The sequence below is a fragment of the Sinomonas susongensis genome, assembly GCF_005877005.1.
In the GTDB taxonomy this organism is placed as follows: Bacteria; Actinomycetota; Actinomycetes; order Actinomycetales; family Micrococcaceae; genus Sinomonas; species Sinomonas susongensis.
In genome coordinates this window covers 95,792-117,295 of sequence record NZ_SSNH01000009.1, presented here as the reverse complement: position 1 = coordinate 117,295, position 21,504 = coordinate 95,792, and the positions used below count along the sequence as shown (strand labels likewise).

General features: G+C 68.6%; 20 protein-coding genes. 15 read left to right on the top strand and 5 right to left on the bottom strand.

Annotation, left to right across the window (positions count from 1 at the left end):
• Positions 1 to 15: 15 nt before the first annotated feature.
• Together E6A21_RS13355 and E6A21_RS13350 are read right to left on the bottom strand one after the other, a co-directional pair.
• Positions 16 to 1,854 carry a glycosyltransferase family 2 protein gene (locus E6A21_RS13355; protein ID WP_171041394.1) on the bottom strand — a complete coding sequence of 613 codons (1,839 nt, stop codon included), beginning with the start codon at positions 1,852 to 1,854 and terminating at the stop codon, positions 16 to 18.
• Positions 1,855 to 2,296: 442 nt separating this feature from the next.
• Positions 2,297 to 3,604 (bottom strand): EAL domain-containing protein, encoded by a 1,308-nt coding sequence (locus E6A21_RS13350; protein ID WP_138444647.1) that lies wholly within the window; start codon positions 3,602 to 3,604, stop codon positions 2,297 to 2,299.
• Positions 3,605 to 3,806: 202 nt separating this feature from the next.
• On the opposite strand from E6A21_RS13350, the gene E6A21_RS13345 reads away from it, so the two are divergent.
• Positions 3,807 to 4,034 carry a three-helix bundle dimerization domain-containing protein gene (locus E6A21_RS13345; RefSeq protein ID WP_138444646.1) on the top strand — a complete coding sequence of 76 codons (228 nt, stop codon included), beginning with the start codon at positions 3,807 to 3,809 and terminating at the stop codon, positions 4,032 to 4,034.
• A gap of 307 nt (positions 4,035 to 4,341) precedes the next feature.
• Entirely contained in the window at positions 4,342 to 6,084 is a 1,743-nt protein-coding gene (locus E6A21_RS13340; protein ID WP_171041393.1) for a putative bifunctional diguanylate cyclase/phosphodiesterase, read from the top strand.
• On the opposite strand, the gene E6A21_RS13335 is transcribed toward E6A21_RS13340, so the two are convergent.
• Both E6A21_RS13335 and E6A21_RS13330 read right to left on the bottom strand, forming a co-directional pair.
• Entirely contained in the window at positions 6,001 to 6,861 is an 861-nt protein-coding gene (locus E6A21_RS13335; RefSeq protein ID WP_246036498.1) for a polysaccharide deacetylase family protein, read from the bottom strand. The two genes, E6A21_RS13340 and E6A21_RS13335, sit on opposite strands and share 84 nt — an antisense overlap.
• 119 nt (positions 6,862 to 6,980) lie before the next feature.
• Positions 6,981 to 8,426: a PucR family transcriptional regulator gene (locus tag E6A21_RS13330; RefSeq protein WP_138444644.1), complete on the bottom strand. Its 1,446-nt coding sequence runs from the start codon at positions 8,424 to 8,426 to the stop codon at positions 6,981 to 6,983.
• Between the two features lie 111 nt (positions 8,427 to 8,537).
• Between E6A21_RS13330 and pxpA the strand changes: the two genes are divergently transcribed.
• The 5 genes from pxpA to E6A21_RS13305 are packed head-to-tail and all read left to right on the top strand — an operon-like array spanning position 8,538 to position 12,778.
• Positions 8,538 to 9,287, top strand: a complete 750-nt coding sequence (gene pxpA, locus E6A21_RS13325; RefSeq protein WP_138444643.1) for a 5-oxoprolinase subunit PxpA — start codon at positions 8,538 to 8,540, stop codon at positions 9,285 to 9,287.
• 27 nt (positions 9,288 to 9,314) lie between these two features.
• Positions 9,315 to 9,560 carry an acetyl-CoA carboxylase gene (locus E6A21_RS13320; RefSeq protein ID WP_138444642.1) on the top strand — a complete coding sequence of 82 codons (246 nt, stop codon included), beginning with the start codon at positions 9,315 to 9,317 and terminating at the stop codon, positions 9,558 to 9,560.
• The gene (locus E6A21_RS13315) at positions 9,557 to 10,909 is read left to right on the top strand and encodes an acetyl-CoA carboxylase biotin carboxylase subunit (protein ID WP_138444641.1); all 1,353 of its coding nucleotides are present in this window, start codon (positions 9,557 to 9,559) and stop codon (positions 10,907 to 10,909) included. The genes E6A21_RS13320 and E6A21_RS13315 overlap by 4 nt, the downstream gene beginning before the upstream one ends.
• Positions 10,906 to 11,811: a 5-oxoprolinase subunit B family protein gene (locus E6A21_RS13310; RefSeq protein ID WP_138444640.1), complete on the top strand. Its 906-nt coding sequence runs from the start codon at positions 10,906 to 10,908 to the stop codon at positions 11,809 to 11,811. Before E6A21_RS13315 ends, E6A21_RS13310 begins: the two co-directional genes overlap by 4 nt.
• A complete protein-coding gene (locus E6A21_RS13305) occupies positions 11,801 to 12,778 on the top strand; it encodes a 5-oxoprolinase subunit C family protein (protein WP_138444639.1) in 978 nt (325 codons plus the stop codon). Before E6A21_RS13310 ends, E6A21_RS13305 begins: the two co-directional genes overlap by 11 nt.
• Before the next feature lie 44 nt (positions 12,779 to 12,822).
• Here the strand turns inward: E6A21_RS13305 and E6A21_RS13300 are convergent, their stop codons facing one another.
• Positions 12,823 to 13,842 (bottom strand): LacI family DNA-binding transcriptional regulator, encoded by a 1,020-nt coding sequence (locus tag E6A21_RS13300; RefSeq protein ID WP_138444638.1) that lies wholly within the window; start codon positions 13,840 to 13,842, stop codon positions 12,823 to 12,825.
• Between the two features lie 286 nt (positions 13,843 to 14,128).
• On the opposite strand from E6A21_RS13300, the gene E6A21_RS13295 reads away from it, so the two are divergent.
• The 8 genes from E6A21_RS13295 to E6A21_RS13260 all read left to right on the top strand — a co-directional run bounded on the left by E6A21_RS13295 (position 14,129) and on the right by E6A21_RS13260 (position 21,493).
• Positions 14,129 to 15,151 (top strand): asparaginase, encoded by a 1,023-nt coding sequence (locus E6A21_RS13295; protein ID WP_138444637.1) that lies wholly within the window; start codon positions 14,129 to 14,131, stop codon positions 15,149 to 15,151.
• Positions 15,152 to 15,215: 64 nt separating this feature from the next.
• Complete coding sequence (locus E6A21_RS13290) at positions 15,216 to 16,106, top strand: polysaccharide deacetylase family protein (protein WP_138444636.1); 891 nt, start codon at positions 15,216 to 15,218, stop codon at positions 16,104 to 16,106.
• Positions 16,103 to 17,485 carry an MFS transporter gene (locus E6A21_RS13285; protein ID WP_138444635.1) on the top strand — a complete coding sequence of 461 codons (1,383 nt, stop codon included), beginning with the start codon at positions 16,103 to 16,105 and terminating at the stop codon, positions 17,483 to 17,485. The genes E6A21_RS13290 and E6A21_RS13285 overlap by 4 nt, the downstream gene beginning before the upstream one ends.
• The gene (locus E6A21_RS13280) at positions 17,478 to 18,242 is read left to right on the top strand and encodes an SDR family NAD(P)-dependent oxidoreductase (protein ID WP_138444634.1); all 765 of its coding nucleotides are present in this window, start codon (positions 17,478 to 17,480) and stop codon (positions 18,240 to 18,242) included. Before E6A21_RS13285 ends, E6A21_RS13280 begins: the two co-directional genes overlap by 8 nt.
• Positions 18,239 to 18,961 carry an SDR family NAD(P)-dependent oxidoreductase gene (locus tag E6A21_RS13275; protein ID WP_138444633.1) on the top strand — a complete coding sequence of 241 codons (723 nt, stop codon included), beginning with the start codon at positions 18,239 to 18,241 and terminating at the stop codon, positions 18,959 to 18,961. The genes E6A21_RS13280 and E6A21_RS13275 overlap by 4 nt, the downstream gene beginning before the upstream one ends.
• Before the next feature lie 40 nt (positions 18,962 to 19,001).
• Complete coding sequence (locus E6A21_RS13270; protein WP_138444632.1) at positions 19,002 to 19,367, top strand: hypothetical protein; 366 nt, start codon at positions 19,002 to 19,004, stop codon at positions 19,365 to 19,367.
• A 13-nt stretch (positions 19,368 to 19,380) separates the two neighbouring features.
• Positions 19,381 to 20,484, top strand: a complete 1,104-nt coding sequence (locus E6A21_RS13265) for an oxidoreductase (RefSeq protein WP_138444631.1) — start codon at positions 19,381 to 19,383, stop codon at positions 20,482 to 20,484.
• A 109-nt stretch (positions 20,485 to 20,593) separates the two neighbouring features.
• The gene (locus E6A21_RS13260) at positions 20,594 to 21,493 is read left to right on the top strand and encodes a DMT family protein (RefSeq protein WP_138444630.1); all 900 of its coding nucleotides are present in this window, start codon (positions 20,594 to 20,596) and stop codon (positions 21,491 to 21,493) included.
• Positions 21,494 to 21,504 lie beyond the last annotated feature (11 nt).

Genomic DNA, 21,504 nt, shown 5'->3' with positions numbered 1-21,504 from the left:
GAGCCCGCGATGACGTCAGCGGGACGCGGGACCTGGCGCTCGGGCGACGGAGGCGATGGCGGGGATGCCATGGCCTAGGCCGGGCACGGCACCCGGAGGGGTGTGGAAGAGCCACAGGGACAGGACCTTGTGCGCGTTCCAGTCGCCGGGGCGCACCCGCAGTGATGCGGTCTGCCCGCCGTCACCGTCGGCTGAGACTTTCACCGTCTCGAGCTCGACGGCGGGCGCTTCAGGAAGCGTGAGCTTCGCCTGCCCTTCGGGCGGGAGGACGGCCACGGGCAGGTGGACCTTCACCCCGCCCACGGAGATGTCGATCAGCTGCCCGTCGACCCCGTTCACCGTCACCGCGGCGGAGACGGCGACGCGGTGGGCGTTCCTGCGGGAGGTCGCGAACTTCTCGGAACGGATCCTGGCGACACCGAGCGCGATCACGGCGGCCGAGAGCAGCAGCCACGCGCCGGCGGCGACGGTGGAGGAGAGCGTGGCCCTCCAGGCAATCACTCCGGCGAGGCCCAGACCGCAGTACAGGACGAGCGAGGCGATCCCCAGCGCGAGCACCATCAGGATGGGGGGCAGAGCTCCTCGGGCCCGACTGTCCGCTGCGCCCTTTGGGGTCACTTCGAAGCGGAGGTGCCGTCGTGTGGCCAGCCACCAGACGCACGCGATGCCGATCGGTATGCGGAAGATCCTCAGGGCGAAGGCCGTGGGCCAGTGGATCTGGTGGCGCATGAGGCGCTTCGCTCCCCACAGGCGAGCCGCGAACGTCACTGCGAACACGGCCGAGAACGTCAGGGGGTCGGCCGTCGAGGTCTGCGCACCCGAGACCAGCGCGAGCGCCGGGATGAGGAAGGCGAAGAGGGTCCCGATCCCCTCGAGCCACCAGAGCGTCCCATTGAGGTACTCGTGGAAGTTCCGCCAGGACATCCACCGCTTCGCCGCCCACAGCTTCTCGTGGGTGAGGATCTGCATGGCCCCCATTCCCCAGCGCCTGCGCTGGAGGAGGTACTGCTCCGGGGTTGCGGGCGCGAGGCCCAGCGCCAGGGTCTGGTGGTGGTAGACCGTCCTCCACCCTCGCCGGATGAGCTTCAGGGTGGTGTGCATGTCTTCGGTGATGGTCTCCGTCGCCACTCCGCCCACCTCGCGGAGGGCCTCGACACGCAGCAGTGAGGTGGATCCGCACCAGAACGAGCCTGCGCCGGCCGCGTTGCGCGCCCGCATCTGCACGTTGAAGAAGAGCCCCTGCTCGCCGGTGACGCCGTCGTCGTCGAACGCGCCGCTGTTGTAGAAGGACTGGGGCCCTTGGACGAGGGCGATGTCAGGGTCCCCGAACCATCCGAGCGTCGAGCTCAGGAAGGTCGGGAGTGGAACGTGGTCGCAGTCCAGCACCGCGATGATGTCGACGGCCACGGCACCGGCTGCGGCCTCGCGCTCCATGAGGCCGAGCGCGTGGTTGATGTTCCCGGCCTTGGCGTGATCGTGCACGTCGCGTCTCACGTACCGGGCGCCGTAGGCGCGGCACAGGTCGGAGACCCACGAGCGGTCCCCGTCGTCGAGAACCCAGGTCTCGTGGGCGGGCTCCAGCTCGCAGGCAGCGGCCACTGTCGGGGCGAGGACCTCGGCCGGTTCGTTGTACGTGGGGATCAGCAGGGCGACGGTCCGCCCCCCGCCCTTCCCGCTCGGCGGCGGCGCACTGGCGTCGATGTTCCACCACGTGACGGTGTTGAGGATCATGCCGGGCAGCGGCAGAGACTCGAACACGACCATGGACCAGGCTGCAACCTCGTCCAAGGGATCCGTGGGCAGGGTGAACACGATCCGCCACACGAGATAGAAGCAGAGCGCGGCGGCTGCCACGACCCCTCCGACCCGGGCCATGCGGCGTGTCCAGACCTCCTCGGCGGTCGGTGCACCAAGATGCGCTGCCCATCCGGCGATGCCGGCGCGGCGGAGATCCGCGAGGCTCGCACGACGGCGTCGGCCCTCGCCACCGCGCGGTCGGGGCCCGCGCCGAGTGCGGGACCGCCCAAGGCCCGGGACTGGAGCGCGAGGGGCTCTGGGGGGATCAGGAGAGGCCGCGGGAGCCGTTGGCGGTGCCTCAGCCGGGGCGGCGGGTGGCATCGCCGGTGCCTCGATGGTCATCCACTGCCTCCTACCCTCTGGTGCCCCGCAGCAAATGCGCCGCCGGGAGCGGGAGCCACCCCGAGGCTAGGACTCGGACCTTTACCGCTGGCAACGCGACGATGAACGGAACGAGCCGCTCTCGCGCTGGAGCTCGGGCCCCGGTGCCCGGCTCCGGCTAATGGCCCTGCGTCGGCAGATGCCGCCTCCGGAGGAAGGCGGTCATCGCTTCCCGGTGGAGTGGCACGCTGAAGTGGTAGCCCTGCCCCATGACCGCCCCCAGGCGCCAGAGCTCCTCCGCCTGGCCCGCGTTCTCGATCCCCTCGAACACGGCTTCCAGGCCGTAGGCGCCGACGATGTCCAGGACCGCCGCGACGAGCCTGCGGTCCCGCGGATTTCCCGCGGGGTCGCCCAAGAGGGTCCGGTCGACCTTGACCAAGGTGGCCGGGAGGCGGCTCAAGTAGCCGATGGAGGAATACCCGGACCCGAAGTCATCGATGTGCAGTCCTACGCCCAGGGCACGCAGCCTCCGCATGGCCGCCGTGTCGGTTTCGGTTCCGGACACGAACGACTCCTCGGTCAGTTCGACCGCCAAGCTTTCCGGGTCGATCCCTGTAGTCGACAGGACGTGCCGGAGGGCATCGGTCTGGACAATGGACGCCAACTGGCTGTTGCTGGCATTCACCGAGAGCGTGAAACCCGGCCCGACGGAACGGGAATCCGTCCAGGCCCGCAGCTGCCCGAGGGCGGTCGTGACCACGAGCTGGGCAAGTTCCGGGCCGAGGCCGAATTCCTCGGCGAGGGGGATGAACTCGAGAGGCGGGATGGACCCGAGCACGGGGTGGCGCCAGCGCGCGAGCGCTTCGGCTCCGGACACGGCGCCAGTCGGAAGCCTGACGATCGGCTGGTAGGCAAGCTGGACCTGGGAAGTCCTGATCGAGGCCTCCAGATCCTCGGCGAGGGCGCTGCGGCGGCGTCGACGCCTGAGCATCTCCGGATCGAAGACCTGGACCGAGCCCGGCCCCAGCGTGCGCGCCTCCTCCAGAGCGATCCAGGCCTCCTCCAGCACGTCCTCCGGCGCGGTTCCGGGTTCGACGGTCCTGACGCCGACGCTGCCGAGGGGTGCCGGCACGATGCCGCCGACACCTCGGGCGGCGGCGAGGGACTGCTGGATTCTGCGGGCGAGCGCAGCGGCCCTGCGGGGTCCGAAACGCCGGACCAGCACGGCCAGCTTGCCTCCGGCGAAGGCCACGAGGACCCTCTCTTCGCCGACGGTGCCGTGGATGCACTCTTCGACGACCTCGAGGGACCGCTGCAGCGGCACCGCGCCGAGCCCGAAGGGGCCGCACCCGGAGAAACCGGTGTCCAGCAGCAGCAGGACAGACTGCCCGCCGCCGCTCCGGGCCGCCCACGATGCTGCTGCTCCGACTTCATCGAGGAACTGGATGGTCTCTGCCGCCACGGTCGGGTAAGTCATCCAGGTCATGAAGTCCGTTCGAGGAGTCAGGGCGTGCGGGGCCTCTCGGCAGTGGGCCGCCGGGCGCGGGGCGCTGGGCGCGGCCCCAGCCGATCCGAGCATGAGGTGTACGTGATGCCGGTTAATGGGAACCGACCGGCCGGTGAATGGACAGCTCCGCGGGCTCTCGGATCCTCTGGCCCTGACGGGCAGCGTGTGGCAACATCGGTGAATGCAGGAGCGCACTGAGGATCAGGCACTGGCCGATGTTCAGGCTCGCTTGGCGGGACGGTTTCCGGAGTTGGACCAGGAGGTCGTCGCCGCCGCCGTCCGGACGGCCCAGGCCGAGATGACCGGCCCGATCCGGGACTACGTCCCGCTGCTGGTGGAGCACACAGCACGCGACCGGCTCGCCGTCCGGGCCCATCATCAGCCTCTTCCCACTGTGCCGGGAGCGTAGCTGAAAGCGTGAGCCAGGTTCGGAACAAGCTCCAAGCAGCAACAGATGTTCACCAGCTGTTGGAGCAGGCTTCGACTGGGAGGCGCCGCCCGGGGCTAGACTCACGCCGGGCACCGTGACTGTTCCACTCGATGGGCGGGGACATCCCTGTGCCTGCCATTGCCATCCTGAGACCCGGAGATGCCGCATGCCTGAGAGGGAACCCGTGCTCGGAGGAGGCGCCGTGGGGGGCGAAGACGCCCCCGTCCGCAGCGGATCTCCATCCGATCTGGCGGGGGTCCGGCGGCTGGGCCGTCCTGTCCCATCTGTGCCTGCGGGTACGCCTGCCGCCGAGGTGGACGGGCTGTTCAGGATGAGCCCGGAGCTGCGGGGGGTCGCCGTACTGGACGGCCCCGGAGGACCCGGCCTTCTGACCCGCCAGAGGACGGAATTCCACTTCTCCGGCCGCCTGGGCTACGGCCGGGCCCTGCACGCCCGCAGCGCGGCCGCAGACCTGCTCCCTCCGCAGACGCTCGTCCTGGCCGAGGACATGAGCCTTGACGCAGCAGCAGATCTCGCCCTGAACCGTCCGGAATCCAGCAGGTATGAAGACATGCTGATCCTGGCCCCCACCGGTCCTCAGCTGATCACGGTGTCTGAGGTCTTCGAACAGCTCTCCGCCTCCTTCAGGCATGCAGCGTGGCATGACGGACTCACGGGGTTGGCGAATCGGCGATGGCTCGCAGACCGCGGCCCGCTGCTGCTGGAGAAGTCGGACCCCCAGCGGACCGCCATCCTCTACATCGACCTCGACAACTTCAAGGTCGTCAACGACACCTACGGGCATGAGGCGGGGGACGCGCTGCTCGCAGAGTTCGCCCGGCGCCTCCGCGTCTGCCTGCGCGACCAGGACATACCGGTGCGCCTCGGCGGGGACGAATTCGCCGCAATCCTCCTAGGTGCGACCGGAGCTGGGGCGGAGGCGGTGGCCGCCAGGGTACTCGAGGCCACGTCACTGCCTTTCGATCAGGCCGGTCACAGCCTGCAGGTCTCGGCCACCATAGGGGTGGCCACGGCCGCCGACATCGCCCAGGACGAGGAGCTCAGCCCCCTCGACGTCCTCCTGCGGCACGCCGACGGGGCCATGCTGGCCGGAAAGAAGTCCGGCAAGCAGCGCGTCCAACGGGCCCCCGCCGGCCGGGTGGATCCGTTCGCCCGGCGCGCGATGGTCCAGCGTCGGCTTCTGACCGCGCTCGACGAGGACGCGTTCACCCTTGTCTACCGCCCGATCCTGGACCTGCGCACCGGCACCTGCAACCGGGTCGAGGCGGCCCTCAGGTGGGACGCGCCGGGCCTCGGCCGAATCACGGCCGACGAGTTCATCCCGGTGGCCGAGCGGGGAGGGCAGCTCGCAGCGATCGGGCGATGGGAGCTGGAACACGTCTGCCGTCAGGCTCGCACTTGGATCGAGCAGGGATTCCCGTGGAAAGTGGGAATCAGGATCTCCTCGGCCTGGCTGCATGATGGACCGTTCGCGGCCCACATCATTGCGTCCTTGGCCGCCCACGAGATCCCAGCGGCGTGGCTGCGTGTCTCTTTCGTCGGCCAGATCCCCTCCTCCGGGCTCGGCCATGCGAGAGAGGAACTGCTCCGGCTCCGGGAGGCGGGCATCGAGACCGCGCTCGATGGCTACGGAGGCCATCAGATGAGCCTGCTGGACCTGTGGTCCCTGCCTTTCGGGATGTTGAACATCGCGCCCGCCTTGATCGCCGAAGTCGATGCAGACCCTAAAGGGGCCGGCCTTGTCGCGTCCGTTGTCCACACGGCGGGTGCGCTCGACATGCTCGTGTCGTGCGACGGCGTCGAACGTGAGGGCCAGCTCCTCACGCTGGGCAGCCTAGGGGTCAGCGAGGCGTCGGGCCCGCTGGTCTCCGCCCCACTGGCTCCTGATTCCCTCCCGGACCGGCTCGCCGAACCGGCGACCGGCCTACTCGGCGCCGATGAACCGTTCGAGGCTGACCACCGTGAGTCCGGCGCTGAGCTGGGCAGATCGGAAGGCATCAAGGTCTGACGCGAACTCCGGCCGGAAGTGCATGAGCACGATATCGCCGGGCCGCAGCGCGTTGCCGGCCTGGTAGTCCATGTGGCCCGCGTTCGACTTCGCCTCCCAATCCACAATGGCCTTGAGGCCCGCGTCGGCGCACGCCTTCCGCATCGTGGCAGAGTACGCTCCACCGGGCGGTCGGAAGAGGGTGGGGCGTCGACCGTAGGTGGTCTGGGCGTAGTCCTGCATGCCTGTGATCTCCGCCAGCTGGTATGCGTAGGACTTGGACCACATCTGGGTGTCGTGGCTGACCGTATGGTTCTCGACGAAGTCGCCCTCGCGCATCAGGTCCCGGAAGTAGTCCGGCTGGTCCTGGACGAAGTTCTTCGTCAGGAACATCGTCACCGGATAGCCGTGCGCCTTGAGGAGGGCGATGGCCTCCGGGCGTTTGGTGATGCCGTCGTCGATCGTCAGGAAGACAACCGGCTGGGCGGTGGTGATCCGGGTGATGACCGGGACGAGACCGCCTCGGATGGGCGGGACAGTGAAGTCGGAGGCGAAGGAAGGTGCGGGAGCCGGGGCAACGACCGGAGCCGCAGTCGGAACCTCTGCCTCTGTCGTCCGCAGCGGCGTGCTGCTCGGCGCGGCTGAGCTCCCCTTCGCCGTGCCCGGAGCCTCCCCGCCGTCGCCCGGCAATGTCCCGAACGACCCGCACCCCGCCATGGCCAGGCCAACGGCTCCCGCGCCCAAAGCTGCCAGCGCGGCGCGCCGCGACGGCATCTCGCCGCCACTACCTTCACGCATGCGTCCCCTCACCCGATGGTGAATTGCTTCCGATGTCGAATGCTTCCGCAAAGTCATAGCGGTCGCACGTGAACACGCAGGAAACACGCGATGCACAGGACAGTCAGTGCTGGGAGCGCTCAGTCCTGCCGCAGGACGCGGAGGGCGAGCATGCAGGTCGTGCGGACTTCGCCGTCGGACAGGTCGACCTGCAGCAAGTCCTCGATGCGGCGGAGGCGGTAGGACAGGGTGTTGCGGTGGATGAAGAGCTCACTGCACACCGCTCGCGAATTGGCGGCGTTCCGCAGATAGGACTCGAGGGTCTGTCGGAGGGCTGCCTTGGGATCCGCGGCGTCGAGCGGAGCGAGCATCTTCTCGGCAAGCGCGACGAGTCCTGGGCGCGGCAGTCCTTGGACGATCGAGGTGAGGTCTGCCGCGGGGGCAGCGGTGAGGCCGGGTCTGCCTGTCTGGCGTCGGGCCAGCTTGAGCGAGAGGGGCAGCTCGTCGAAGGTTCCAGCTTCGGCGACGACGATCGAGAGTCCGGGGGTGTCGGCGAAGAGGGAACGTGCCTGGTCTTGGAGGCTCACATTGTCGGTCGGCTCTTGGACGAGGAGCGTGGTCATGAGGGGTTCCTCCATGAACCGCACTGTGGCGAAGACTTCCTCGAGTCGGACGCGGGCGCGCCACGCCAGTGCCCGGAGCCGGAAGCGGTCCGTCCCTTCGGTCGCTTTGATGAGGAGGGCACCCCAGGCCTCATGCGGCTTGAATCCCGTCTCCGTGGCCAGGCGCTCGAGTGTCCCTTCCGGCACGGGCTGGTCGTCGTACAGGGCATCCATGAACCGTGACGCCTCGCGTGAATGAAGCGGAGTTCTCGAGCCGAGGGTATAGCTGAGCTGGACGGCGAGGACGGCGGCCACGGGACCCAAGAGCGGCTGGAGCAGAACGTTGCTCTTGACCCCCTGGATCTGGAGGCGGAAGAAATGCGGCTCGCCACTGGGGAGGCGCAGGCTGGAACGGGGTGCGCCCGCCTGCGCCCGCCCGGCGCTGACGAGTTCGAATCCAGTCTGGTCCGTCACCGCGACGCGCGCCCGGATCGCTTCCGCGACGCGGTCCAGCACAGTGACGAGTGAGCGGCCTTGGGCGGCGAGGCGCGTGCACTCGTCGGCGAGGTCCCACCCGCGCCGGAGCTCGTCGTACCGTTCTGTCGCGAGCGTCTGCTCGACGTGGCGCATGACGAGGATGAAAGGGACGTGGGGCGGAAGCTCGAAGAGGGGCACGCCGTGTGCCTCGCACGCTTTGATGAGCCCGTCCGGCATTTCCCGGTGGGCGCTGCCCGTTCCGAACACGAGCCCCGCGACGGGCACGGACGCGAGACGCTCCACGTAGGCGTCCCAGATGCGATAGTCCTTGACGTTCAGCCCCATGCCGCTCGTGAGCACAAGTGCGTTCACTGAGAGGAACGGCGTCGGATCCATGTGCTCCGTGGGGGCGCACCAGGCGATGGGCCTCGAGAGCCGCTCGTCGGATCCCCTCACGCGAAGGCAGATGTCCAGATCGGGGAGATCGGCGAGGGCCGAGAGGCGCATGGGATTCCCTCACGTGCTTGGCGAGATTGTGCAAACAGCATAGACCGGGACCAGTTGTTCGGCGTTCGGACCAGTTCCTGCTCGCACAATCGTTTGGCTAGGGTAAATGACATGCCAAACAATGTGACCTCTGGCACGTCACGGCGCGTGCTGCTCAACTCGGACATGGGCGAGGGGTTCGGGCTCCACGAGTTCGGGAACGACACCGAGCTGATGAAGCTGATCGACGTCGCCAATGTCGCCTGCGGCTACCACGCCGGCGACCCGGACGTGATGGACCGCACCGTCGCCCTCGCCGCCGAGAACGGCGTTGCGGTCGGTGCCCACCCCGGTCTTCCGGATCCTGCCGGCTTCGGCCGCCGTCGCATGGCGCTCGCCCCGGAGGAGGTCGAATCGATCATCCTCTACCAGGTCGGCGCGCTGACGGCCTTCCTCTCCAAGCACGGCCTCGAACTCAGCCACATCAAGCCCCACGGTGCGCTCTACGGAATGCTGGCCGGCAACGAGGAGCTCATGGTGGCTGCGGCCTCCGTGGCCAAGCAGTTCGGCGTACCGTTCTACGGCCTCGCTGGCACCCTCCATGAGTCGGTGTGCCGGGCGGCCGGGGTGGAATTCGTTCCCGAGCTCTACGTCGACCTGAACTACGGGCCGGAAGGCCAGCTGCTCATCCAGCGTCGCCCGGAGCCCACTGACCCCGAGGCTGCCGCGGACCGTGTCCGCCGGGCGATCGACGGCGAGCCAGTCCTCGCGGTCGACGGCTCGCCCCTCAGCATCACGTTCAGCAGCGTCTGCGTCCACTCGGACGCCCCGAACTCCGTCGCGGTCGCCTCGGCGGTCCGCGAAGTACTCACCCAGCGCTGAGCACGCTCAGCAGGAAGCAGGAATTGCATGGCTACCGTCATTTCGCCGCTGCCCGGGATCTTCTACCGCAAGCCGGGTCCAGGCAAGGACCCGTTCGTCGAGGTGGGAGACGCCGTCGAGGCCGGCCAGACGATCGGGATTGTGGAGATCATGAAGCAGTTCACGGAGATCCAGTCCGACACCGCCGGCGTCATCGAGTCCTTCGAGGCCGACGACGGGGCGATGGTCAATCCCGGCGACACCCTCGTCGTCGTCCGTGAGGCCACCGCATGAGGAAGCTCTTCATCGCCAACCGCGGCGAGATCGCGGTCCGCATCGCCCGGACCGCCAAGGAAATGGGCATCGCCACCGTGGTCGGAGTCAGCGAGGCCGACGTCGACTCGCTCGCCGCCCACTCCGCTGACGAGCACGTCGTCCTCGGACCGGCACCGGCGCTCGCAAGCTATCTCAACCAGGACGCGGTCGTCGCGGCGGCCCTCGAAACGGGCTGCGACGCCGTCCACCCCGGCTACGGCTTCCTCTCGGAGAAAGCCGACTTCGCCCGGAAGGTTGCCGCAGCCGGCCTCATCTGGGTTGGGCCCTCGGCCGAGGCCATCGAGACGATGGGCAACAAGGCTCAGGCGCGCGAGGCAGCACGCCGTGCTGGCGTCCCGATCCTCAAGGGGACTGACGGGCAGCTCGACCCTTCCGCGAATGCCGTCGAGGCCGCCCGGGAGATCGGCTACCCGCTCGTGGTGAAGGCTTCGGCTGGCGGCGGAGGTCGCGGCATCCGCTTCATCCACGACGAGTCCGAGCTCCTCCCGACCATCGAGATGGCGCGGGGCGAAGCCGCGGCCGTCTTCGGGGACCCGGCTGTCTACCTCGAGCGCTTCGTCGAGTCCGCACGCCACGTGGAGGTGCAGGTCCTCGGCGACGGGACGAGGTTCGTCCACCTCGGCGACCGCGACTGCTCCATGCAGCGCCGCTCGCAGAAGATGATCGAGGAGGCCCCCGCGCCCGAGCTGCCCGACGCCGTCCGCGAGACGATCCGCGAGTCGTCGGTCGAACTCGCGCGCCAGTGCGGCTACACGGGCGCAGGCACGGTGGAGTTCCTCTACGACCCGGTCCGCGAGGAGGCGGCGTTCATCGAGATGAATACCCGCATCCAGGTGGAGCACCCCGTGACGGAGCAGATCACGGGCGTCGACCTGGTGCGCGAGCAGCTCCTGATCGCGTACGAAGGATCGATGTCCCTCTCCCAGGAGCAGGTCACGTTCAACGGGCACGCGATCGAATGCAGGATCAACGCGGAAGACCCGGACAGGAACTTCTTCCCCAGCCCGGGCCTGATCCAGCACCTCCGCTGGCCGCACGGGCCGGGCATCCGGGTCGACAGTGGGGTCGAGGAAGGCTCGACCGTCACGCCCTACTACGACTCGATGCTCGCCAAGCTCATCGTGCACGCTCCCGATCGGGCCTCGGCTGTCGCGGGGATCCTCGAGGCGCTCGAGGGCACCGAGATCAGCGGCGTCAAAACGACCATCCCCCTGCACTCCAGGCTCCTGTCCCGCCCGGAGTTCGCACGGGTGAGCCATCATTCCAAGTTCATCGAAACCGCTCCCGACCTGCTGGAGACGCCATGAGCACCCCGATCCTGGAACGGCGCGAGGCCCGCTACACGTGGGGCGGCGACGAATTCCTCTTCGTCGAGGTCGACGAGGCCATGAGCCTCGCGGCCAACTTCAAAGTGATGACCATCGCGTCGAAGCTCGCGGAGGCCGGGCTGCCCGGAGTGACGGACGTCTGTCCGGCGAACGCGTCCCTCCTGATCCGCTTCGACCCGGACGTCCTTCCTCCCGCGGAGCTCGAGGCAGCCGTGCGGACGTTCGAGCAGGAGGCGGCTGCCGGCGGCGCGGACACGCTCGAGACCCGCATCATCGAGGTGCCCGTCTGGTACGACGACCCCTTCACAGCCGAGGTGGCCCAGCGGTTCCGCGAAGGCTTCCACCAGGAACCCGAAGGCAGCGACCTCGAATACGCGGCCAAGGTCAACGGGCTCAAGGATGCCGCCGAATTCATCCGGCGCCACCACGAGCAGCCCTGGCTCGTGTCCATGGTCGGGTTCGTCGCAGGCCTGCCGTTCCTGTTCCAGCTCGTGGACCGCAAGAATCAGCTCGAGGTCCCGAAGTACCTCAGCCCGCGCACCGACACCCCGAAGCTGACCGTCGGCCACGGCGGCTGCTTCGGCGCCATCTACTCAGTGCGCGGTGCGGGCGGGTACCAGATGTTCGGCATCGCTGCCGCTCCCATCTACGACCCCGCGCAGGAACTCGCCGACTTCAAGGACTTCATGGTCTTCTTCCGGCCGGGCGACATCGTCAAGTTCAAGCCTCTCGACGAGCAGGAGTACAACGCGATCCAGACGGAAGTCGAGAACGGGACCTTCCGGTATCGGCAGGCCCCGGTCGCCTTCGAGCTGCGCAGGGCCCTCGAGGATCCCGAGGGCTACAACCGAGAACTCCTGGAGGCCCTCAATGGCATGTGAGGTCATCAGCCCGGGGCTTTCGACCACGGTGCAGGACCGCGGTCGGCCGGGCTACTACAACGTCGGCATCCCAGAAGGCGGGTCGATGGACCGGTACTCCGCTGAGCTGGCCAACGCCCTGGTCGGGAATCCTCCCGAGGCTGCGGTGCTCGAGTGCACGTATCTCGGGCCCGTCCTCCGCCTCACCGAGGCGGCAACCATCGCGGTGACCGGGGCGCCCGTCCCGGTGAAGGTGAACGGCGAGGAACGCCCAGGGTGGACGCGCCTGGCACTGGAGGCGGGCGACGAACTGAGCTTCGGCACGCTCGGTGGCGGCACGCGCTTCTACATCGCCTTCGCCGGGGGAATCGATGTCCCGGAGGTCCTGGGCAGCCGGTCCACCTACATCCTCGGCGGGATTGGAGGGGTGAACGGACGCAAGCTCGAGGCAGGCGACGTCGTCCCGATCGGGACGTCGGAGACCGAGCCCCCGGGCGCGGGAACCCTGCCCGAGGAGTTCCGCCCCACCTTCGCCAAGGAGCAGTCCGTCCGGATCGTGATGGGCCTCTACGACCACCGGCTCACCGAGGCGGGGCGCGAGAGCCTCCTGTCGAGCGAGTGGAAGGTGACGCCCGTCGCCGACCGCATGGGGATCCGCTATTCGGGACCGGGGGTCGAGTGGAAGGAGCGGGAGCAGCCCTTCGGGGCAGGCTCTGATCCGTCCAACATCGTCGACGCCGGCTATGCCGTGGGCTCTATCCAGATCCCGGGCGGCACCCAGCCGATCATCCTCCACCGCGATGCAGTCTCCGGCGGCGGCTACGCGATGGTCGCGACCGTGATCAGTGCCGACATGGACCTGCTTGCCCGGGCAGCGCCGGGCACCGCGACGCGTTTCGTCGAGGTGAGCCTCGAGGAGGCGCTGGAGGCACGCAGGGAGCGCGCCGCGTACCGCGATCGTGCGCTGACCTCTCTGGCCGAGGCCTAGGGGCAAGGCGCCGACTTAGAGGCAAGGCGCCGACGCGTCAGCGCTCAGGCGCTGCTCTCGCGCACCTGCAGGGTCGGCTCGAGCCGGACCGACTCGACCGGCTTGCCCCGGAGCGTGTCCTGGAGCAGCCGGACGGCGCTGCGGCCGATCTCGGCCATGGGGGAGCGGACGGACGAGAGCGGAATGGGCAGCTCGGCGGCGAGCGATGTGTCGTTGTACCCGACGACGGCGCAGTCCGGACCCACGATCATCCCGTGGGTCCGGAGGGTGCCCATCGCTCCGATGGCCGCGAAGTCGTTGACCGCGAAGATGGCCGTCGGTGCAGGGCCTGCGGCCAGGATCTTCTCCGCCGCCTCTCGCCCGCCCTGGGTATCGAATCGCGACCAGACGATGGAGTCATCCGTGATGTCACCGCCGAGGGCCCGCCAGCGGCCCACGAAACCGGACGTGCGGTCCACGGCCGTGCTCGCATACGGTTCGCCTGCTATCACCGACACCCGCCGATGGCCCTTGTCCCAGAGGTGTTCGGCAGCGAGCTCCCCGCCCCGCGTGTCGTCGCAGGTCGCGGAGGGGAAGCCGGGATGACGTCGGTTGATGAGCACGAAGGGGATGGCCCGGCGCTTGAGGTCGGGCAGGACGTCCCCGTCGAGGTGCGAGTCGCCGATGATCAGCCCGTCGACCCTGCGGGCGAGCATCATCTCCACCTTGCGGCGCTGCTCGTCGACGTCGTCACGGGAGTTGGTGACGAAGGCGGAGTAGCCGATCCGGGCGGCCGCTTCCTCGATTCCCTCGTACATGATGGCGAGCACGAGGTCGGAGAGGCGGGGGACGACGACGCCGAGCAGCTTGGTCCTGCGGGTCCGGAGGCTCGTGGCCTGGGGGTCCGGGGAGTAGCCGACTTCCGCTGCGAGCTCGCGGATCCGCTGTGCCGTGGCCTCGGAGGCGGCGCCCCTCGCCGACTCCGCGTCAGAGTGCAGCACGCGGGAGACCGTGGACGGGTGGATGCCCAGCTCCCGCGCCAGATCCTTGAGGGTCACCGCCCTCTCGCTCGTGTTGTTGTCCATGCCCCAGCTCTCTCCGTTCGCCTTCCATTCTGCACGGCAACCTCTTGTCCCGTCCCCGAAGTCATGTTCCAAGAGGACCTTGACCGTGATCGGGACCACATCGTAAAGTCAATCGAAGCTTACCCAATCGATTGGGTAAGCGCTCGATGCGGGAAGCTGCCTCCCTCTGGAAGTAACCCTGCCGAAACCGATCCCAGCCTTTCCACGAAACATCGCCTCGCTACGCTCGGGCCCACCCAAACGATTGGGCCACGAGCAGCCGCGAGACGCAGAAGCAGGAGCAAGAATGACAACGAGCCCGTCCGACGAGCACCTCGTGCTGCTCGCGACCGGCGGAACGATCTCCTCCCGGACCCGTCAGGATCTCGGAGGGGCAGCGGTCGCGTCCGACGGAGCGGATGAGCTGCTGCGCAGCGCGGGCGAGGGACACCTGTTCCCGGTCCGAGTGGTCGATGTCCTTCGCCTCGGCTCCTACGCCCTGGACTTCGACGACATGCTCCTCGTGTGCAGGCGCATCCAGGAGGTGCTCCTGGACCCGCACGTCGTCGGCATCGTCGTCACCCATGGCACCGACACCATGGAGGAAACGGCGTTCCTCGCCGACCTCGTGCATGCTGACCCCCGCCCCGTGGTCTTCACCGGCGCCCAGCGGGCAGCGGACTCCGAGGACCCCGACGGCCCTGGCAACCTGGCGCGGGCCATCGCCCTTGCCGGGTCGGCCGAGGCACGCGGGCGTGGAGTGCTGGTCTCCTTCGCGGGCGACGTGTTCCCCGCTCGCGGCGTGCGCAAGACGGAGACCGTCCGCCAGCAGGCCTTCAGCAATCCCGACTACGGCTCCGCTGGGAGCGTGGGCGATGGCGGAGAGGTCAAGCTCGCCGCGGCCCCGGCCGCGCATCGTGAGCCGCTGCCGCTGCCCGACGACGCTGCCGGGCAGACCTGCCGTGTCGACGTCGTCGCGTCGTACCCAGGCGCCGACGCCGCGCACCTCAGTGCGTCACTGGCGGCCGGTGCCGACGGGATCGTCCTCCAAGGCACGGGCAGCGGGAACACGAACCCCGAGCTCTGCCGGGCGGTTGGCGAGGCAACGGCAGGCGGGACCGTCGTGGTCACCAGCACACGGGTGCACGCCGGACCAGTGCTTCCCGTGTACGGCGCAGGGGGCGGGAAGGACCTGCTCGCCGCGGGAGCCATCCCGTCGGGCCTCCTCCGCCCTTCACAGTCGCTGGTGCTCCTGTCCCTCCTCCTGCGACTGGGCAGGTCCCCGGAGCAGATTGCCGAGTCCTTCGCAGCGAGAGGAGGCAACCCCTGATCCGTTCCGCTGAGCACACAGCTTTCCCCACCCTCCGGTTCCACCCATCCAGAAAGGCCCAACCATGACGAAAGACATCCAGGTCGCCTTCGGCGTTGACGTCGACGCTGTCGCCGGCATGCTCGGCTCCTACGGCGGCGAGGACTCGCCGTGCGACATTTCGCGCGGCCTCTTCAGCGGCGAGGTAGGCGGCCCCCGACTGCTCCGCCTCTTCGAGAAATACTCGCTGCCGGCCACGTGGTTCGTCCCCGGGCACTCGATCGAGACCTTCCCCGACCTCACCCGCATGATCGTGGATGCAGGGCACGAGATCGGCGCCCACGGCTACTCGCACGAGAACCCCATCGCGATGACGCGCGAGCAGGAGACGGCGATCCTCGACCGCTCGATCGAGCTCATCGAGAAGGTCTCCGGCCGCCGGCCGACCGGCTACGTGGCCCCGTGGTGGGAGTTCTCGCCCGTGACCAACGAGATCCTCCTCGAGCGCGGCATCAAGTACGACCACTCCCTCATGCACCGCGACTTCGAGCCGTACTACGTCCGCGTCGGGGACAGCTGGGACAAGATCGACTACACCAAGCCCGCCGAGACGTGGATGCAGCCGCTCGTCCGGGGCGAGGAGACCGACCTCGTCGAGATCCCCGCGAACTGGTACCTGGACGACCTGCCTCCCATGATGTTCATCAAGGCCTCGCCCAACTCCCACGGCTTCGTGAGCCCGAGGGACATCGAGCAGATGTGGCGTGACCAGTTCGACTGGGTCTACCGCGAGATGGACCAGGCCGTCTTCACCATGACCATCCACCCGGACGTCTCCGGCCGTCCGCAGGTCCTCCTCATGCTCGAGCGCCTCATCGAGCACATCAACAGCCACGACGGCGTCAGCTGGCTCACGTTCGACCAGATCGCCGATTCGTTCCTCGCCCGCAGCCCCCGGAAGGAAACCTCGAAGTGAGCACCCGTTCAACGATCGACCTGTCGGCTCCGGCCGTCAACGAGAAGCGTCGGTTCCCGACGTTCTCGAAGCGCGCCACTCGCACGGCGACCATTCTCGCCCTCCTGGCCTGGACGATTGCCGTGTTCGACTACGGCCTCTTCGGCACGCTCCTGCCCGCGATGCAGGAATCGTTCGGCTGGAGCGCCTCGGAGGCATACGCGATCAACACCTGGATCGCCGTCGGAACGGCCGTGGTGTGCTTCGCCATCGGGCCGGTCATCGACCGCCTCGGGCGCCGCAAGGGCATGATGACGACGATCGGCGGCACCGCCGTCGTCTCCACCCTCACTGCGGTCCTTCCGACCGGCCTGGGTGCCGCCAGCAACGTCCTGCTCAGCGTGGTCCGCTCCTTCGGCGGCCTCGGCTTCTCGGAGCAGGCGGTGAACGCGACCTACATGAACGAGGTCTACCAGGTCACCGAGGACGAGAAGAGGCGCAAGCGCCCCGGCTTCCACTACTCCTTCATCCAGGGCGGCTGGCCTCTCGGATTCCTCCTCTCGAGCGCCCTCGCCCTCGCGTTCCTACCCACCGCCGGCTGGCGGGGCCTCTACGTGATGGCCGCTGTTCCCGCGGCCATCATCGTGTGGCTCATCGCGCGCAAGCTCAGGGAGACGCCCCAGTTCGAGCTGCACCGGAAGCTCACCGAGCTCGAGAAGGAGGGCAGGCCCGAGGAGGCCCACGCCCTCGCCGCCACGTACGGCGTCGAGCACTCCTCCACGGCGCCCCTCAAGCGCCTCTGGGAGCCGCACCTGCGCCGCAACACGATCGTGTTCTCGCTCGCCTGGATCATCAACTTCTTCGGCATCGCGATCTTCAGCGTCCTGGGCAGCTCTGTCCTGAAGAACGCCAAGGGCGTCGAGCTCTCGGACGCGTTCTGGATGCTCATCGTCATCAACCTGCTCGCCTACTTCGGGTACGTCTTCCACGGATGGCTCGGCGACAGGATCGGGCGCAAGAAGACGATCATCATCGGCTGGATCATCTCGGGCCTCTCCTTCGGCGTCATGCTCAGCCCGATCGCGTCCAACCCGTTCCTCATCATCCTGACCTACGGCGCGGGGCTCTTCTTCCTGGTCGGTCCGTATGCGGCCATCCAGTACTTCATGGCCGAGTGCTACCCGGTCAGCTGCCGGGCGACGGGGACTTCGTTCATCGGAGCCATGAGCCAGCCCGGCACGATCATCGGCGGCGCCCTCTTCACGGCCATCGCCGCGGGCTCGGGCACCGGCACCGCAGCCCTGTGGGTGGGTGCCCTCGGCACCCTCGTCTCGGGTCTCCTGATGCTCGCCGCGAAGCCGCCCGTCGAAGCACTCCTGGAGGACCATCCCCATGCCTGAAGCGAAAGCAGCGATCGTCACGGGCGCGGCCAGCGGAATCGGACGCGCACTCGCCGTCCACTACGCGGGACGGAACGTCCGCACCGTGATTGGCACGTTCCCCGGCGACCCCCACGATCCTGAAGAGACGCTCCGACGGGTGAAGGATGCCGGCGGCCAGGCCGTGATCCATGAGGTCGACGTGCGCAGCACCAATTCGGTGGAGGCCTTTGCCGAGCGCGCGGTCGAAGAATTCGGGCGGCTGGACTACGCGGTGGCCAACGCCGGAATCCTCCGGAACGCGCCCCTGGCCGAGCTCTCGGACGAGCGTTGGCACGACATGCTCGACGTCGACCTCACCGGCGTCCTCCGCACCCTGCGGGCCGGGGCGTCCCGGATGGGTGACGGCGGGGCCATGGTCGCGGTGTCCTCGATCGCCGGAGGCGTGTACGGGTGGGAGGAACACGCGCACTACGCTGCGGCGAAGGCTGGCGTCCTGGGCCTGGTCCGCAGCGTCGCCGTGGAGCTCGGCCCCCGGCAGATCCGGGCCAACGCCGTCATCCCGGGCCTCATCGAGACCCCGCAGTCGCTCGATCCGGTGAACTCGCTCGGTCCGGAGGGCCTCAGGCGCGCCGGGGACGACATCCCTTGGGGGCGGGTCGGCCGTCCGGAAGAGGTGGCCGAGGTCATCGGCTTCCTCACCTCGCCGGCCGCCAACTACGTGACCGGCCAGGCTGTCGTCGTCGACGGCGGTCTGACCGTCAAGATGCGGGCATGAGCGCGCCGCTCAGCGGCGGGCGCGCCTCCGGTCGCACCGTGGTGGTGACCGGAGGCGCGAGCGGCATCGGCAAGGCCATCGCCGAGGCGTTCCGCGAGAACGGCGACCGCGTCGCCGTCCTCGACCGGACCGACTCACCAGGGGTGATCGGGGTGGACGTCGCGGACGAGGGCCGGGTGCGTGCTGCGTTCTCGTCGGTGCGCGAACAGTTCGGCACGATCGACGTCCTGGTCAACTCCGCCGGACTCCTGACGGAGTCTCCTGTGGAGGACATGGACCTCGCGATGTGGAATGAGACCATCAGCGTCGACCTCACGGGTGTCTTCCTGTGCAGCCGCGAAGTCCTCAAGCCGATGCGCCAGCAGGGCTGGGGGAGGATCATCAACGTTGCATCCCAGCTGGGCATCAAGGGCGGGGTGGGGCTCGGCCACTACAGCGCGGCGAAGGCGGGCGTCATCGGATTCACCAAGGCCCTGGCGCTCGAGGTCGCCGCAGACAACGTCCTCGTCAACAGCATCGCGCCCGGACCCATCGAGACGCCCCTCGTGGACGGGATCTCTGAGGACTGGAAGAGGGCAAAGCGCGCCGAACTGCCGCTCGGGCGGTTCGGCACGCCGGCGGAGGTCGCACCGACTGCCGTCCTCCTTGCGAGCGATCCGGGCGGGAACCTCTTCGTCGGGCAGACCCTCGGGCCGAACTCCGGCGACGTGATGCCCTGAAGCGAAAGGAACCGGAATGTGCGGAGCCTGCGGAAGGCACGTGGCAGCCGACCCCGTCTTTCCCGAGGGGCGGACCCTCCGGGGGAACCTGATCGCGGCCCAGATGATCAACGAGCTGTGCTCGTCCGTCACCCCGAGGGTCAAGGTCGGGGGGCACGCTGACGGATTCGTCGTCTCCCAGCCGGGCAGGCGGCAGGAGCTGTGCTCCACCGTGGGCGAGGCGTGGGCCGCGGTCTTCGCGGCAGCGCCCGCCCGCGCCGTCGTCCTCGACGGCCTCCCCGACGAGCAGGAGGGCCTCCCCGACGAGCAGGAGGGCCGACACGGCGGCCGGGCTGAGCACCGGCTGCTGCAAGCAGTGATCGCTGCGGGACTCGAGGCCGCGCGCCTCCATGTCCTGAAGGAATGAGAAGGAGAAATCAGTGCCCAACTTCCCCTCACTGTGGAAGCCCATCAGGATCGGCTCCACCGAGGCCGGGAACCGGGTCGCGCTGGCCCCGATGACACGGATCAGCGCAACCGAGGAAGGTCTCGCAACCGAAAGGATGGCCTCCTACTACGCCGCCTACGCGCGTGGCGGCTTCGGTCTGCTGATCACGGAAGGCATCTACCCGGACACGGCCTACAGCCAGGGCTACCTGTTCCAGCCCGGCATCGCCACGGGCGAGCAGGCGGACTCCTGGACCAAGGTCGTCGACGGCGTCCACTCCGCCGGGGCGGTGATCTTCGCCCAGCTCATGCACGCCGGCGCCCAGTCCCAGGGGAACCGCTTCAGGGACTCCACCATCGGTCCTTCCGCTGTCGCACCCAAGGGAATGCAGCTGGGCTTCTACCGCGGTGAAGGCCCCTTTCCCGTTCCCTCGGAGATCACCCCCGGCCAGATGGAGGACGTCCGCAAAGGCTTCGCCATGGCCGCACTGCGGGCCAAGGAAGCGGGCTTCGACGGGATCGAGATCCACGGCGCGAACGGATATCTCATCGACCAGTTCCTCACGGACTACCTCAACAGGCGGACCGACAGCTACGGGGGTTCCCCGGAGAACCGCGTGCGGTTCGCAGCCGAGGTCTGCGAGGCTGTCCGTGCGGCCGTGGGGCCGGAGATGACCGTGGGAATCCGCATCTCCCAGGCCAAGGTCAGCGACAACGACCACAAATGGAGTGGCGGCGCCGAAGAAGCCCGGATCATCTTCTCCACCTTGGGCTCCACCGGAATCGACTTCATCCACACGACGGAGTACCGGGCTGCTGCCCCGGCGTTCGGCGACAGCGGGGAGTCTCTGGCAGCCCTCGCCAGGCGCCACTCCGGCTTGCCCGTGATCGCGAACGGCAATCTGGATGCCCCCGAAGCGGCCGCCCGCCTCCTCGAGCAAGGAACGGCCGACGTCGTCGCGCTCGGCAAGGCTGCGCTCGCGAACCGCAACTGGCCGTCGCGCGTCCGCGCCAATCTGGCCCTCGACGAACTCGACGGAAGCATCTTCACCCCGCTCGCCGACGTGAAGGACTGGGAGCTCGAGATGCCCGCGTAGAAGCGCGAGCCGGGCCGGTGCCCGCGGCGCGTCCGTTTTGAGTCGGACCCCGCGGGTATCCCGGCGGTGTGAGCGGCCCGTGCGTGGCAGCGCAGAGAGGTAGCGGCTGATGCTGACGGTCAGGGTCGCGTTGGCCGAGGGCCTGAGCGTCTTCTCCTCCACCCACTGGCTGGGTATCCCGATAGCGCTGCTCGGCGCCGTCTTCCTCGCCCTCGGAACGATCTACCAAAGCCGGGGTGTCGAGGCCGAGGGTGAGCAGGAGACCAGCTTCCGTGGTCTCGTGCGCCGGCGGGCCTGGCTCGTCGGGACGGGGCTGATAGGTGCGGCCATCATCCTGCAGTTGGCCGCACTGAGATTCTCCCCGCTCATGGTCGTACAGCCCATCGGCGCTGCCGCCCTGGTCGTGACGGCAGTGGCAAACGGCGCGCGCTCCCACCGGATGCCCGGCAAGCGGGAGAGCCTTTCGATCATCCTCTGCATCGCGGGCATCGGCGCCTTCGTCGCTGTAGCCGCGCTCTCGGCCGAGGACATTCAAGTCGACCAGCAGCACATGCTCGAGGTGCTGATCCTCATGTGCTGCGCCATCGTGGCGGCCTTCGTCGTGTGGGTGCTGACGCGCCGCCATCCGAGCGCGGCGGCCGCCACGGCGGGAGCTGGCGTCCTCTACGGATTCGTCGCAACCCTCGCCAAGGCCGTGATCGGGCGCATCGTCCAAGGCGACTTCGAATGGCTTGCGCTCGCGGGACTGGCAGGGCTGGGCATCGCCCTGGCCCTCGGGACGAGCCTTGTCCAGAAGGCACACGCGAGCGGCAGCAATGAACTCGTAGTGGCGGGGCTGACAGTGATCGACCCGCTCGTCGCGGTCACGCTGGCGATCACCGTGCTCGGGGAGGCAGCCAGCGCCCCGCCGGTGGCCTTTGTCGGTTTCGTCGCGGCGGGAGCTGCGGCAGTCGCCGGGGTGTGGATCATGTCCGTGCACCAGCCGGAGACGTCGGAGGACCTCGAATGAGGGCAGGCGGC

Coding starts and splice junctions, on each gene's coding strand:
- E6A21_RS13305 (WP_138444639.1), top strand. CDS start 11,801: ATGGCATGTGAGGTCATCAGCCCGGGGCTTTCGACCACGGTGCAGGAC.
- pxpA (WP_138444643.1), top strand. CDS start 8,538: ATGCCAAACAATGTGACCTCTGGCACGTCACGGCGCGTGCTGCTCAAC.
- E6A21_RS13275 (WP_138444633.1), top strand. CDS start 18,239: ATGAGCGCGCCGCTCAGCGGCGGGCGCGCCTCCGGTCGCACCGTGGTG.
- E6A21_RS13320 (WP_138444642.1), top strand. CDS start 9,315: ATGGCTACCGTCATTTCGCCGCTGCCCGGGATCTTCTACCGCAAGCCG.
- E6A21_RS13310 (WP_138444640.1), top strand. CDS start 10,906: ATGAGCACCCCGATCCTGGAACGGCGCGAGGCCCGCTACACGTGGGGC.
- E6A21_RS13330 (WP_138444644.1), bottom strand. CDS start 8,426: ATGCGCCTCTCGGCCCTCGCCGATCTCCCCGATCTGGACATCTGCCTT.
- E6A21_RS13290 (WP_138444636.1), top strand. CDS start 15,216: ATGACGAAAGACATCCAGGTCGCCTTCGGCGTTGACGTCGACGCTGTC.
- E6A21_RS13300 (WP_138444638.1), bottom strand. CDS start 13,842: ATGGACAACAACACGAGCGAGAGGGCGGTGACCCTCAAGGATCTGGCG.
- E6A21_RS13350 (WP_138444647.1), bottom strand. CDS start 3,604: ATGACCTGGATGACTTACCCGACCGTGGCGGCAGAGACCATCCAGTTC.
- E6A21_RS13295 (WP_138444637.1), top strand. CDS start 14,129: ATGACAACGAGCCCGTCCGACGAGCACCTCGTGCTGCTCGCGACCGGC.
- E6A21_RS13345 (WP_138444646.1), top strand. CDS start 3,807: ATGCAGGAGCGCACTGAGGATCAGGCACTGGCCGATGTTCAGGCTCGC.
- E6A21_RS13315 (WP_138444641.1), top strand. CDS start 9,557: ATGAGGAAGCTCTTCATCGCCAACCGCGGCGAGATCGCGGTCCGCATC.
- E6A21_RS13260 (WP_138444630.1), top strand. CDS start 20,594: ATGCTGACGGTCAGGGTCGCGTTGGCCGAGGGCCTGAGCGTCTTCTCC.
- E6A21_RS13335 (WP_246036498.1), bottom strand. CDS start 6,861: ATGCGTGAAGGTAGTGGCGGCGAGATGCCGTCGCGGCGCGCCGCGCTG.
- E6A21_RS13280 (WP_138444634.1), top strand. CDS start 17,478: ATGCCTGAAGCGAAAGCAGCGATCGTCACGGGCGCGGCCAGCGGAATC.